This window comes from Streptomyces sp. NPDC030143, from assembly GCF_055573695.1.
Genome location: NZ_JBVIAY010000015.1, coordinates 35,824 through 49,024, shown reverse-complemented (window position 1 = coordinate 49,024; position 13,201 = coordinate 35,824). Strand labels below are relative to the sequence as shown.

The window sequence follows — 13,201 nt, the reverse complement described above, 5'->3', positions numbered from 1 at the left end:
AACATCCCCGTGGTGTGCGTCGAGGCCGGGCGGGGGGGGGGGGGGGGGGAGGGGGTGTGGGGGGGGGGGGGGGGGGGGGGGGGGGGGGGGGCGCCCCCCCCCCCCCCCCGCCGCCGTGCGAGGTGCGAGGACGCGGGGCCCAGGGGGTGTTTCGAAAATCCCCCTAGCGGTCCGCCCGGTCGGCCTCCAGCGGCTCCAGGTCCTCGTCCTCCTCGAGCTCACCGTCCTCCAACGCGCCGTCGTCGACGTCGTCGTCGAGGTCGTCGTCGAAGACCGCGCTCACGTCGAAGCGGCAGACCACGCGGTGCGCGTCGAGCGACTCGAAGGGCGCCTCCAGCCACTCACCCGGCTCGGCCGGTTCGTCGGCGGCCAGGACCCACAGCGTGGAGTCGCCCTCCTCCAGACCGAACTCCTTGTGCCGGGAGGCGATCTCGTCGGGTTCGAACTCGCCGAACAGCAGGCCCAGCGCCCCGTGGATGGTGCCCGAGGCCTGCGCGTCCGCGCCCGGCTCGCGCTCCGCCGCCTCGACCCGCTGGCCCTGTGCCAGCAGTCGCTGCGGCTCCACCACCGAGTAGTCGCGGCGGATCAGCACACTGAGCGCGTTCGGTTCCTCGGGGCCCGCGTACGGCGGAAGCGAGTCGTCCGCGCCGGGGATCTCGAAGGGGGTGACCTCGTCGTAGCGGTCGTAGAGCAGCTCGTCGTACACCTCGGCGGCCGCGGCCAGCTGGTTGAAGGCCTCGTAGACGGCCGGATCGTCCTCGCCCGTCCTGCGTTCGACCGCGGCCAGGTGGCGGTCGAGCGCGGTCTTGACCGCCTCGGCGGCGGCACGTACCTCGGCAGCGGTGGGCTGCGCAGCATCAGACATAGTGCAGACGCTATCCGTACCGGGCCCCAGCCCGCACAATAGATGCGATGCCGGAATACGAATTTGTCGACGTGTACGTGCCGCGCGGGGTGTCCCGCAAGGAGGCGACGCGTCTGCTGACCGACCATGCCGAGTACGGACACTGGGAGTTGCACCGTCTCAGCCTGCTGCGCGACGGCAGCCGCAGGGTGCGGCTGCGCCGGCGGATCATCCGTCAGGTGCGCGCGACGTGGTGAGTGCGGACCGACACGAACGGAGCGGGCCCCGCCGAGGCGGGGCCCGCTCCGTCGTGAGCGGTGCCAGGTGGTGTTACGCCGAGGCGCCCGCCTTGCGGTAGAGCAGCGCGCCCGCGAGCAGCGCGCCCGCGCCGACGGGCAGGGTGAGACCGAGCGGCAGTTCGCTGCCGGTGTGCGCGAGCTCCGCCGTGGCGTCGCCGGCCGGCCGGTGCTCGGTGGAGGCGCCCGCCGGCGTCACCCGTTCCGGGGTGGACGGCGTGCCCTGGGGGCCGGAGTGGTTCGGCTTGCCGGGGCCTTGGGCGCCGGGGGTGCCCGGGGTCTCCTTCTCGCCGCCGGGGGGCGTGCCGTACTCGGGGCCGGGACCGCTGTCGTTGGTGCAGTCGTTGCCGGCGGTCGGGTTGAGCAGGCCGACGACGTCGACGCTGTTGCCGCAGACGTTCACCGGCACGTGGATCGGGGCCTGGACGTGGTTGCCCGAGGCGATGCCGGGCGAGTGGGCGGTGTGACCGCCGGCGTGCGCGCCCCCGGAGCCGCCGCTGTGCGCGCCGGAGCCGCCGGTGTCCGCGCCCCCGCTCCCGTCGCCGTAGCCGCCGCCGTCGTCCTTGCCCGTGCTCTGGTTGGTGCAGGAGTTGCCCATGGCCGGGTTGAGGAGCCCGATGACGTCGACGGTGTTGCCGCAGACGTTGACCGGCACGTTCACCGGGGCCTGGATCGTGTTGCCGGACGCGATGCCGGGCGAGTGGGAGGCGGACCCGTTCGCCGCGGAGTCGGCGTGGGCGTAGCCGCCGGCGGCGGCGATCACCCCCGTCGCCGCCGCCACGGTCATGAGGCCTTTACGGGTGACCTGTCGCATTACTGATTCCCTGCTTTCGATCTCGTCCCGAATCGCTCGCATCATTCCAGTGGGGCGAGCCGTTCGGACCCTTCGACTTCTTCGGCTTTTCCTCCGGCTTTCGCGCGAGAGGACATGAAGAGTGGGACAAAAGACCGGTCGGCCCCGGAGCGCATGGCGCGCGCTCCGGGGCCGACGGTGTGGACGACCCCTCAGCGGGTCGACGTCACTTGTTGATGCAGACGTTGCCGAAGGCGGGGTTCAGCAGCCCGATCACCGAGATCGTGTTGCCGCAGACGTTCACGGGGACGTGCACCGGAACCTGGATCACGTTGCCGGAGACGACACCCGGGGAGTGCACGGCAGCACCCTGGGCACCCGAATCGGCGACGGCCAGGCCCGCGCCCGCGAGAACCAGCCCACCAGTGGCAGCCGCAGCGGCGACGACCTTCTTGATCATTATTCCTCCTTGTTGGCAATGCGATCCCAATCAGCGGATCACATCACCAGTAACGAGGGGGAATTAATGAGGCTACGCGCTTATCGGCGCATTCACTCTTCTCAGTCGCCTCCGCACAGGCGCACGATTTCTGGAAACGTCGCCCGCAGGGCTGCCGGGAGGATCAGGAGGCGTCGATGAAACGGTCGAGCACCCGGACGCCGAACTTCAGTCCGTCGACCGGGACCCGCTCGTCCACGCCGTGGAACATGCCGGCGAAGTCCAGCTCCGGCGGCAGCTTCAGCGGGGCGAAGCCGAAGCCGCGGATGCCGAGGTCGTCGAAGGACTTGGCGTCCGTGCCGCCGGAGAGCATGTAGGGGACGGCCTTGGCGGTCGGGTCCTCGGCGAGCAGCGCGGACTGCATCGCCTCCACCAGCGCCCCGTCGAAGGAGGTCTCCAGGGCCTTGTCGGAGTGCACGTCCTCGCGGCTCACCTTCGGGCCCAGGATGCGGTCGAGGTCGGCGAGGAACTCCTCCTCGTGCCCCGGCAGGAAGCGCCCGTCGACGTGGGCGGTGGCCTCGCCGGGGATGACGTTGACCTTGTACCCGGCGCCGAGCTGGGTGGGGTTGGCGGTGTTGCTCAGGGTGGCGCCGATCAGCTTGGCGATGCCGCCGAGCCTGGCGAGGGTGGACTGCATGTCCTCCGGGTCCAGCTCGGTGCCGAGCGCGTCACCCAGCTCGTCGAGGAAGGCGCGGGTGGTCTTCGTGACGCGCACCGGGAACGTGTGGCGTCCCAGCCGGGCGACGGCCTCGGACAGCTCGGTGATGGCGTTGTCCCGGTGGATCATCGAGCCGTGTCCGGCGGTGCCGGCCACGGTCAGCTTCATCCAGTGCATCCCCTTCTCGGCCGTCTGGATCAGGTAGAGCCGTCGCTCCTCGCTGACCGTGAAGGAGAAGCCGCCGACCTCGCTGATCGCCTCGGTGACGCCCTCGAACAGGTCGGGGTGGTGGTCGACCAGGTAGCGGGCGCCGTAGGTGCCGCCCGCCTCCTCGTCGGCGAGGAACGCGAGCACGATGTCGCGCGGGGGCCGGCGCCCGGAGCGCAGCCGGTCGCGAACGACCGCGAGGGTCATCGCGTCCATGTCCTTCATGTCGACGGCGCCGCGGCCCCACACGCAGCCGTCGGCGACCTCGCCGGAGAAGGGGTGGTGGGTCCAGTCGACCGCGTTGGCCGGGACGACGTCGGTGTGGCCGTGGATGAGCAGTGCGGGCCGGGAGGGGTCCTCGCCCTCGATGCGGGCCACGGTGGAGGCGCGTCCCGGGTGCGATTCGAAGATCTTCGGCTCGAGCCCCACCTCGGCGAGCTTCTCGGCGACGTACTCGGCCGCCTTGCGCTCGCCCGGACCCGAGTGGTCGCCGTAGTTGCTGGTGTCGATCCGGATCAGCTCGCGGCAGAGGTCCACGACCTCGTCCTCGCCGGTGACGCCCCTGGCCGTGTCGTCCGTCGCGCTCACGCTGGTTCCTCCCGCTGACTGCTGGTGGGTCCCTCTCATCCTCTCCCTCCCCGGCACCGCCGCCCAAGACCGGTCCCGGCCCGTCACACTCCGTTCACGCCGGATGCGACGGCCGGCCGGGCACCCGTGATCGGGCACCCTCGAAAGCCTGGTAATGTTTACGACGTCGCCGCGAGGGAAACCCCGCACGACAGACACCTTGTCCGGGTGGCGGAATGGCAGACGCGCTAGCTTGAGGTGCTAGTGCCCTTTATCGGGCGTGGGGGTTCAAGTCCCCCCTCGGACACAGCAGGAGCGAGGGTCGCGACCACGGGTCGCGGCCCTCGCTCGTACGTGTGGGGCATCTCTCCCCGCCTTGAAGATCACCAGGTCACAGCCCCGGCGGGCTCCCCCGGACGGCCGCCCCGGGTGGCCGACACAACGGGGCGTCCCTAGCGTCGTACTAAAATTTCCGGCTTGTTACGGAGCCGGACGGACAACCCCAGGCAGACCTGCGGGCCCGCCGGCGCCCCGGAGGCTTCCGGGATCGAGACGCGAGGACCCGATGGCAGCCACAGACGAGGGCAGCGCTCTCGGCCTGCTCGACGACGACATCCCCGACCACCTCGGTGACCCCGCGCGCTTCTCCGGCGGTCCGGCCGCCTCCCCGCGCACCCTCGTCGACGTGTTCGACGCGTCCGTGCGCTCCTGGCCGGAGGAGTTCGCCCTGGACGACGGCTCCACCGCGCTGACCTACCGCGCCCTGGCCGTCGAGGTGGAGCGGCTGCGCCGCAGGCTCGCCGCCGCCGGGGTCGGGCTCGGCGACCGGGTGGGGGTGCGGGTGCCCTCCGGGACCAACGAGCTGTACGTCGCGATCCTCGCCGTCCTCGCGGCGGGGGCCGCCTATGTCCCCGTCGACGCCGAGGACCCCGACGAGCGGGCCGAGCTGGTGTTCGGGGAGGCCGGGGTGCGGGCCGTGGTCGGGGCCGGGCACGCGCTGACCGCGCACGGCCGCTCCGACGTCCCGGCCGCCCGGCCCGGCGTCGAGCACGACGCGTGGGTCATCTTCACCTCCGGCTCCACCGGGAAGCCCAAGGGCGTCGCCGTCAGCCACCGCAGCGCCGCCGCCTTCGTGGACGCCGAGGCCGCGCTGTTCCTCAGCGAGGAGCCGATCGGGCCCGGTGACCGGGTGATGGCCGGTCTGTCGGTGGCGTTCGACGCCTCCTGCGAGGAGATGTGGCTGGCCTGGCGGTACGGCGCCTGTCTGGTGCCGGTGCCTCGCTCGCAGGTCAGGAGTGGTGCCGACCTCGGGCCGTGGCTGGTCGAGCAGGAGATCACGGTCGTGTCCACCGTGCCGACACTGGCGGCCCTGTGGGAGCCGGAGACCCTCAACGACGTCCGGCTGCTGATCTTCGGGGGCGAGGCGTGTCCGCCGGAGCTGGCGCAGCGGCTGGTGACCGAGGGGCGGGAGGTCTGGAACACGTACGGGCCGACCGAGGCGACCGTCGTGGCCTGTGCCGCCCTGATGAGCGGCCGGGGACCGGTCCGGATCGGGCTGCCGCTCGACGGCTGGGAGCTGGCCGTCGTCGACGAGGCCGGGGACCCGGTGCCGATGGGCGGCAGCGGGCAGTTGGTGATCGGCGGTGTGGGGCTCGCGCGGTACCTGGACGCCGAGAAGGACGCTCAGAAGTACGCGCCGTTGGAGTCGCTGGGCTGGGAGCGGGCGTACCGCAGCGGTGACCTGGTGCGGGCGGAGCGTGCGGGGCTGGTGTTCCTCGGGCGGGCCGACGAGCAGGTCAAGCTCGGCGGGCGGCGCATCGAACTCGGCGAGGTCGACGCGGCCCTGCAGGCGCTCCCCGGCGTCGCGGGCGCGGCCGCCGCCGTGCGGACCGCCCGCGGCGGCAACCAGCTCCTCGTCGGCTATGTCGTCACCCAGGACGGCTGGGACCGGGCGGCGGCCCTGGAGCGGCTGCGGGCCGAGCTGCCCGCCGCGCTCGTTCCGCTGCTCGCGCCGGTCGACGACCTGCCGACGCGGACCTCCGGCAAGGTGGACCGCGCGGCCCTGCCGTGGCCCCTCGACGGGGTCGAGGCTCCCGCGGCGCAGCTCTACGGCACCGAGGCCTGGCTCGCCGAGCAGTGGACGGAGGTGCTGGGCGTCCCCGTGGCGAGCGCCTCGGACGACTTCTTCGCGATCGGCGGCGGCAGCCTGGCGGCAGCCCAGCTCACCACGCGGCTGCGCACCCGCTACCCCGGCGCCGCCGTGCTGGACGTCTACCAGCAGCCGACACTGCGCAAGCTGGCCCGCCGGCTGGAGCGGTCCGCGCAGGACGACGGCGCCCGGCGCGCGGTCGCCCCCGTGCCGAGGCGGGCCCAGGTGGTGCAGCTCCTGCTGCTCCTGCCGCTGTTCACCCTGGTCGGCCTGCGCTGGACGGTCGTCCTGGCCGCGCTGGGCAACGTCCTGCCCGCGTACGGCGCGCTGCCCACCGCGCCCTGGGGGCTGGTGATCGCCGGAGCGCTGCTGTTCTTCAGTCCGCCCGGGCGGCTCGCGCTCGGGGCGGGCGGGGCCCGGCTGCTGCTGCGGGGAGTCAAGCCGGGCCGGTATCCGCGCGGGGGCGGGGTGCACCTGCGGCTGTGGGCGGCCGAGCGGCTGGCCGAGTCCAGCGGGGCGACCTCGCTGACCGGCTCGTGGCTGGAGCGGTACGCGCGGGCCCTGGGCGCCAGGATCGGGCCCGACGTGGATCTGCACGCGCTGCCGCCGGTGACCGGCATGCTCCGGCTGGGGCGGGGTGCGGCCGTGGAGTCCGAGGTGGACCTGTCGGGCTGGTGGCTGGACGGGGACCGGCTGGAGATCGGTCCGGTCAGGGTCGGCGCGCACGCCGTCGTCGGCACGCGCAGCCTGCTCTTCCCCGGTGCCCGGGTGGGCAAGCGGGCCGAGGTGGCGCCCGGTTCGGCCGTCACCGGGCAGATTCCGACCGGACAGCGCTGGGCGGGCGCGCCCGCGGTCAAGGTCGGCAAGGCCAAGCGCGACCTGCCCGGGCAGCGGCCGGGCCGGAACGCCTTCTGGCGGGCCCTGTACGGCGTCTCGGGTGTCGCGCTCACCCTGCTGCCGGTGCCGGCGGCCGGCAGCGCGCTGCTCGTGGCGCACGCCCTCGTGACGCCCGGGGCGCCCCTGCGGGGGGCGGCGTCGGCCCTGGTCCCGGCCACGCTCGCCTACGGGCTGACGTACGCGCTGGTGCTGCTGGTCGCCGTCCGGCTGTCGAGTCTGGGGCTGCGGGAGGGGACGTACCCGACGCACAGCCGGGTCGGGTGGCAGGCCTGGACGGTGACGCGGTTGATGGACCGCTCGCGCGAGACGCTGTTCCCGCTGTACGCGGGGCTGGTGACGCCGGTGTGGCTGCGGCTGCTGGGGATGCGGATCGGGCGGGGCGCCGAGGTGTCGACCGTGCTGGCGCTGCCGAGTCTGACGACGGTCGGCGAGGGGGCGTTCCTGGCCGACGACACGCTGACCGCGCCGTACGAGCTGGGCGGCGGATGGATGCGGATCGGGCGGGCGGAGATCGGTCGGCGGGCGTTCCTCGGCAACTCGGGCATGACCGCGCCGGGGCGGTCCGTGCCGGAGGGCGGGCTGGTCGGTGTGCTGTCGGCGACGCCCAAGAAGGCCAAGAAGGGCAGCTCCTACCTGGGGCTGCCGCCGGTGCGGCTGCCGCGTGCGGCGGCCGACGGCGACCGCAGCCGCACCTACGATCCGCCGGCGCGACTGCTGTGGGCGCGTGCTCTGGTGGAGCTGTGCCGGATCGTGCCGGTGTTCTGCTCGGCGGGTCTGGCGGTGCTGACGGTGGCCGCGCTGTGCGCGCTGGGGGTGTGGGCGCCGCTGCTGTCCGGGGTGGTGCTGCTCGCGGCGGGCGGTGCGGCGGCCGTGCTGTCGGTCGTCGCGAAGTGGCTGCTCGTGGGGCGGCACCGCAGGGGGGAGCATCCGCTGTGGAGTTCCTTCGTGTGGCGCAACGAGCTGGCGGACACCTTCGTGGAGGTGGTGGCCGTGCCGTGGCTGGCCGGTGCCGCCGCGGGCACGCCGCTGATGACGGCGTGGCTGCGCGGGCTCGGGGCCCGGGTCGGCCGGGGCGTGTGGGTGGAGAGCTACTGGCTGCCGGAGGCGGACCTGGTCACGCTGGGGGACGGGGCGACGGTGAACCGTGGGTGCGTGCTGCAGACTCACCTCTTCCACGACCGGATCTTGCGGACGGATACTGTGGTCCTCCGTGAGGGTGCCACGCTGGGCCCTGGCGGGATCGTGCTGCCCGGCAGCACGGTCGGGGCCCGTACGACACTGGGTCCCGCGTCGCTCGTGATGGCCGCGGAGTCCGTTCCGGACGACACCCGCTGGCTCGGCAACCCGATCGAGGCATGGCGTCCCTGAACGCCGGTCGCTCGGATCCGGTGGGCGGCGCACGGGCGGGCAATGGCGGCACGGCGCAGGGAGCGGACGCGGCAGTGGCAGTTCAGCAGTCAGGGGGAGCCGACCCGTACTTCCCGGCCAACGGCGATCCCCGCTACCGGGTGCACCGCTACGAGCTCACGCTGGACTACCGCCCCGCGCCCAACCGGCTGTCCGGGACGGCCCGGCTCTCCGCCATCGCGGGGCGGGCGCCGCTCACCGAGTTCCAGCTGAACCTGGCCGACTTCAGGATCGGGCGGGTGCGGGTGGACGGGCGGCAGTCGCACTACACGCACCGCGGCGGCCGGCTGCGTGTCCGGCCGGCCAAGCCGGTGCGGCCGGGGGCCGCGTTCACGGTGGAGGTGCACTGGTCGGGCAACCCCGGGCCGGTCAACAGCCCCTGGGGCGGCATCGGCTGGGAGGAACTGGCGGACGGCGCGCTGGTGGCGAGCCAGCCGGTCGGGGCGCCCTCGTGGTACCCGTGCAACGACCGTCCGGCGGACAAGGCGTCGTACCTGCTGTCGATCACCACGCCCTCGGCGTACGCGGTGGTCGCGGGCGGGCGGCTGCTGACCCGTACCACGAAGGCGTCGACGACGACCTGGGTGTACGAGCAGGCGGCGCCCACGTCGAGCTATCTCGTCGGGCTGGCGATCGGCAAGTACCAGACGGTGCTGCTGGGCGACCCCGGGCCGGGCGGGGTGCCGCAGCACGGGCACATCCCGGCGCACCTGCTGCCCCGGTTCTCGCGGGACTTCGCGCGGCAGCCCGCGATGATGGAGCTGTTCCAGGAGCTGTTCGGGCCCTACCCGTTCGACGAGTACGCGGTCGTGGTGACCGAGGAGGAACTCGACGTCCCCGTCGAGGCGCAGGGGTTGTCCCTGTTCGGCGCCAACCACGTGGACGGCGCGCGAGGTTCGGAGCGGCTCGTCGCCCACGAACTGGCCCACCAGTGGTTCGGCAACAGCGTCTCCGTCGCCGACTGGCGGCACATCTGGCTGAACGAGGGGTTCGCGAAGTACGCGGAGTGGTTGTGGTCGGAGCGCTCGGGAGGACGTCGTGCGTCCCAACTCGCCGCGTCCGCGCATCGGTTGCTGTCCTCCCTGCCGCAGGACCTGTGCCTCGCGGATCCGGGCCGCAAGTCGATGTTCGACGACCGGCTCTACGAGCGCGGCGGGCTCGCCGTGCACGCGGTGCGCTGCGCGCTGGGCGACGACGCGTTCTTCCGCATGGTGCGCGGCTGGGCCGGGCTGCACCGGGGCGGCGCGGTGACCACGTCGGCCTTCACCGCCCATGCGGCCGGCTTCGCGGCGGAGCCGCTGGAGGAGCTGTTCGAGGCGTGGGTGTACGGGACGGCGCTGCCGCCGCTGCCCCTGCCCGGGGCGGGCCAGGGCGTCTTTCGTCAGTAGCGTCGTCCGCCCGGAGGGCGGGCCGGACGGGACTTTCGCAACACGCCCCAGCACAATGGCGGCCATGACCTCCCGATCCTGCCCGTGCGGGCTGCCCCTGCCGTACGCGGAGTGCTGCGGCCGCTTCCACGCCGGTGCCGCCGCCCCGACCGCCGAGGCGCTCATGCGGTCGCGCTACAGCGCCTTCGTCCGCGGGGACGCCGGCTATCTGCTGCGCACCTGGCATCCCCGGACGCGGCCCGCGCGGCTCGACCTCGATACCGGGACGCGATGGAAGGGGCTGGAGATCCTGGAGACGGTCGACGGGTCGGCGTTCCACGCCACGGGCGTCGTGGAGTTCCGCGCCTCCTACCGGGGCGGCGCGCTGCGTGAGCGCAGCCGGTTCGAGCGGGTCGACGGGGCGTGGGTGTACGTCGACGGGGAGTTTCCCGCGTAGCCGGCGCTACGGCGCCAGGAGTTCCGGGTTGCCGGACAGAGCGTGCTACGGCGCCAGGACGTCCAGTTCCCGGAGGGCTCCGACGGTGATCTCCCGGGTGAGCTTCTCGGCGCGGTCGGCGTCGCCCTCACGGACCGCCTCGGCGACCTGGACGTGCAGGGTGACGGCGGCCGGGTCGGGGTCCTCGAACATGACCTCGTGATGGGTGCGGCCGGCGAGGACCTCGGCGACGACGTCACCGAGGCGGGCGAACATCTCGTTGCCGGACGCCGTGAGGATCACCCGGTGGAAGGCGACGTCGTGGACGAGGTACTCCTCCAGGCGGTGGCCGCGCGAGTTGGCCACCATGCCGAGGGCGCACTCGGTCAGCTCGGCGCACTGTCCGGCCGTGGCGTGCCGCGCGGCCAGGCCTGCCGCGACCGGCTCGATCGCCGACCGCAGGACGGTGAGCGAGCGCAGCTGGTGCGGGCGGTCGGCGCCCGCCAGCCGCCAACGGATGACCTGCGGGTCGTAGACGTTCCACTCGGCCTTCGGGCGCACGGTCACGCCCACCCGGCGGCGGGACTCGACGAGGTGCATGGACTCCAGGACGCGAACCGCCTCACGCATCACGGAGCGTGACACGTCGAAGCGCTGCGCGAGTTCGTCGGTGCGCAGGACGCTGCCCGGCGGGTACTCGCCCGCGGTGATCGCGGGGCCGAGGGTGTCCAGTACACGGCCGTGCAGACCCCGGCCCGGAGTGGTCATGCACTCAGCGTACGGGGTGCGTCACGCCGCTAAATAGTCAGACTTATTCGGCACCGGGTCTTGAATTCGTCGTACTAATGGGTTTCAGTGGCGTCGACATGACGTGTCGGCGAGGACAGCAGACAGTGAGGCAGCGATGAGGACCCCCCATGTCGTCGTGGTCATGGGCGTCGCGGGCACCGGCAAGACCACCATCGGTCCCCTGCTCGCGGCCCGGCTCGGCGTCCCCTACGCCGAGGGCGACGACTTCCACCCGCGGGCCAACATCGTCAAGATGTCGGCCGGCACCCCGCTCACCGACGAGGACCGGTGGCCCTGGCTGGACGCCATCGGCTCCTGGGCGCGCGATCGGGCGGGGCTCGGCGGTGTGGTCGGTTGCTCGGCGCTGAAGCGGTCCTACCGCGACCGGCTGCGGGCCGCCGCGCCGGAGCTGGTGTTCGTGCACCTGGCGGGCGATCGCGCGCTGATCGAGGACCGGATGTCGCATCGGCAGGGGCACTTCATGCCGACCGCCCTGCTCGACTCCCAGTTCGCCACGCTCCAGCCGCTCCAGGAGGACGAGGCGGGGGTCGTGGTGGACGTGTCCGGCAGCCCCGAGGAGATCACCCGACGGGCCGTGACGGCACTGACGGCGCTCCCCGAGCCGACCGTGTGACCACCCCCCCTGTCCCCCCTGTAACCACTCCCGTGTAGTCACCCCCCTCTCCCGCTCCCCCGTATCCGCAAGGGACCCCCGTGACCAGACTCAGCGTCGAGGTGCTGGCAGCGGACGCCGTCGAGCCGATCACCTCGGCCGGCCACGCCCACCTGGGCATCGCCGTGCTGGCGGGCATCGCCGTCATCGTCCTGCTCATCACCCGGTTCAAGCTCCACGCCTTCCTGGCGCTCACCGTCGGCTCGCTCGCCCTGGGCGCGTTCGCCGGGGCGCCGCTCGACAAGGCCATCGCCGGCTTCACCACCGGCCTCGGTGCGACGGTCGCCGGTGTGGGCGTGCTGATCGCGCTCGGCGCCGTCCTCGGCAAGCTGCTCGCCGACTCCGGCGGCGCCGACCAGATCGTCGACACGATCCTCGCCAGGGCGGGCGGCAGGTCGATGCCGTGGGCGATGGTGCTGATCGCCTCCGTGATCGGTCTGCCGCTGTTCTTCGAGGTCGGCGTCGTGCTGCTGATCCCCGTCGTGCTGATGGTGGCCAGGCGCGGCAACTACTCGCTCATGCGCATCGGCATCCCGGCGCTCGCCGGTCTGTCCGTGATGCACGGCCTGGTGCCGCCGCACCCGGGGCCGCTGGTCGCCATCGACGCGGTGCAGGCCGACCTCGGCGTCACGCTGGCACTGGGTGTGCTGGTCGCCGTCCCGACGGTGATCATCGCCGGCCCGCTGTTCTCGCGGTTCGCCGCGCGCTGGGTGGACGTCCCGGCCCCCGAGCGCATGATCCCCCAGCGCCCCTCGGAGGAGCTGGACCGGCGCCCCGGCTTCGGCGCCACGCTGGCGACGATCCTGCTGCCGGTGGCGTTGATGCTGGCCAAGGCGCTGGTCGACATCGTCGTGGACGACCCCGGGCACACCGTGCAGCGCGTCTTCGACGTCGCCGGCTCGCCGCTGATCGCCCTGCTCGCCGCCGTGCTCGTCGGCTTCTTCACACTCGGCCGGCCCGCCGGGTTCTCCAGGGAGCGGATCTCGCAGCTGGTCGAGAAGGGGCTCGCGCCGATCGCGGGCATCCTGCTGATCGTGGGCGCGGGCGGCGGCTTCAAGCAGACGCTGATCGACTGCGGTGTGGGGCAGATGGTCCTGGAGATCTCCGAGGACTGGTCGATCCCGGCACTGCTGCTGGCCTGGCTGATCGCGGTGGCGATACGGCTGGCGACCGGATCGGCGACGGTCGCGACCGTCTCGGCGGCCGGTCTGGTCGCGCCCCTGGCGGCCGACATGTCGACGACCCACACGGCCCTGCTGGTCCTGGCCATCGGCGCCGGTTCGCTCTTCTTCAGCCATGTCAACGACGCCGGCTTCTGGCTGGTCAAGGAGTACTTCGGGCTGAGCGTCGGCCAGACCGTCAAGACCTGGTCGGTCATGGAGACGATCATCTCGGTCGTCGCCGGCGGCGTGGTCCTGCTCCTGTCCCTGATCCTCTAGGAGGACGGCGATGAGTCACCCCGTGTTCGAGCTGGACTTCGGGCCCGGCTGAGACCGCGTCCGTGCCCGTACGGTCGGGGGGCGGCCAAAAAGGAAGGGGGGGGGAAAAGCGCGAAGGGAAAGAGGGAGGGGGGGAGCGAGGAGGGGGGGGGGAAGTGGGGGGGGGGCGGGTTTCAAGAA

General features: G+C 72.9%; 11 protein-coding genes and 1 tRNA gene. 7 read left to right on the top strand and 5 right to left on the bottom strand.

Annotated features, from left to right (window positions below; genetic code table 11):
• Nucleotides 1-163 precede the first annotated feature (163 nt).
• The gene (locus ACZ4YY_RS24370) at nt 164-865 is read right to left on the bottom strand and encodes a hypothetical protein (RefSeq protein ID WP_468293908.1); all 702 of its coding nucleotides are present in this window, start codon (nt 863-865) and stop codon (nt 164-166) included.
• Between the two features lie 47 nt (nt 866-912).
• On the opposite strand from ACZ4YY_RS24370, the gene ACZ4YY_RS24365 reads away from it, so the two are divergent.
• Nucleotides 913-1,101 (top strand): DUF5703 family protein, encoded by a 189-nt coding sequence (locus tag ACZ4YY_RS24365; protein WP_141309218.1) that lies wholly within the window; start codon nt 913-915, stop codon nt 1,099-1,101.
• Nucleotides 1,102-1,174: 73 nt separating this feature from the next.
• On the opposite strand, the gene ACZ4YY_RS24360 is transcribed toward ACZ4YY_RS24365, so the two are convergent.
• The 3 genes from ACZ4YY_RS24360 to ACZ4YY_RS24350 all read right to left on the bottom strand — a co-directional run bounded on the left by ACZ4YY_RS24360 (nt 1,175) and on the right by ACZ4YY_RS24350 (nt 3,924).
• On the bottom strand, nt 1,175-1,954 hold the full coding sequence (locus tag ACZ4YY_RS24360) for a chaplin (protein WP_468293905.1): 780 nt from the start codon (nt 1,952-1,954) through the stop codon (nt 1,175-1,177).
• Between the two features lie 205 nt (nt 1,955-2,159).
• Nucleotides 2,160-2,393, bottom strand: coding sequence for a chaplin ChpH (gene chpH, locus ACZ4YY_RS24355; RefSeq protein WP_468293902.1), 234 nt, complete (start codon nt 2,391-2,393; stop codon nt 2,160-2,162).
• 163 nt (nt 2,394-2,556) lie between these two features.
• On the bottom strand, nt 2,557-3,924 hold the full coding sequence (locus ACZ4YY_RS24350) for a M20/M25/M40 family metallo-hydrolase (RefSeq protein ID WP_468293899.1): 1,368 nt from the start codon (nt 3,922-3,924) through the stop codon (nt 2,557-2,559).
• A gap of 162 nt (nt 3,925-4,086) precedes the next feature.
• Between ACZ4YY_RS24350 and ACZ4YY_RS24345 the strand changes: the two genes are divergently transcribed.
• The 4 genes from ACZ4YY_RS24345 to ACZ4YY_RS24330 all read left to right on the top strand — a co-directional run bounded on the left by ACZ4YY_RS24345 (nt 4,087) and on the right by ACZ4YY_RS24330 (nt 10,141).
• Nucleotides 4,087-4,171: transfer RNA gene (locus ACZ4YY_RS24345), tRNA-Leu, on the top strand.
• Nucleotides 4,172-4,429: 258 nt separating this feature from the next.
• Entirely contained in the window at nt 4,430-8,278 is a 3,849-nt protein-coding gene (locus ACZ4YY_RS24340; RefSeq protein ID WP_468293896.1) for a Pls/PosA family non-ribosomal peptide synthetase, read from the top strand.
• Between the two features lie 74 nt (nt 8,279-8,352).
• Complete coding sequence (locus ACZ4YY_RS24335) at nt 8,353-9,705, top strand: M1 family metallopeptidase (RefSeq protein ID WP_468293893.1); 1,353 nt, start codon at nt 8,353-8,355, stop codon at nt 9,703-9,705.
• A gap of 64 nt (nt 9,706-9,769) precedes the next feature.
• Nucleotides 9,770-10,141, top strand: a complete 372-nt coding sequence (locus tag ACZ4YY_RS24330) for a YchJ family protein (RefSeq protein ID WP_468293891.1) — start codon at nt 9,770-9,772, stop codon at nt 10,139-10,141.
• A 45-nt stretch (nt 10,142-10,186) separates the two neighbouring features.
• Here the strand turns inward: ACZ4YY_RS24330 and ACZ4YY_RS24325 are convergent, their stop codons facing one another.
• Nucleotides 10,187-10,888: a FadR/GntR family transcriptional regulator gene (locus ACZ4YY_RS24325; protein ID WP_468293888.1), complete on the bottom strand. Its 702-nt coding sequence runs from the start codon at nt 10,886-10,888 to the stop codon at nt 10,187-10,189.
• Nucleotides 10,889-11,024: 136 nt separating this feature from the next.
• Between ACZ4YY_RS24325 and ACZ4YY_RS24320 the strand changes: the two genes are divergently transcribed.
• Together ACZ4YY_RS24320 and ACZ4YY_RS24315 are read left to right on the top strand one after the other, a co-directional pair.
• Nucleotides 11,025-11,543, top strand: coding sequence for a gluconokinase (locus tag ACZ4YY_RS24320; protein ID WP_468293885.1), 519 nt, complete (start codon nt 11,025-11,027; stop codon nt 11,541-11,543).
• An 80-nt stretch (nt 11,544-11,623) separates the two neighbouring features.
• The gene (locus tag ACZ4YY_RS24315; RefSeq protein WP_468293882.1) at nt 11,624-13,021 is read left to right on the top strand and encodes a GntT/GntP/DsdX family permease; all 1,398 of its coding nucleotides are present in this window, start codon (nt 11,624-11,626) and stop codon (nt 13,019-13,021) included.
• Nucleotides 13,022-13,201: the final 180 nt, after the last annotated feature.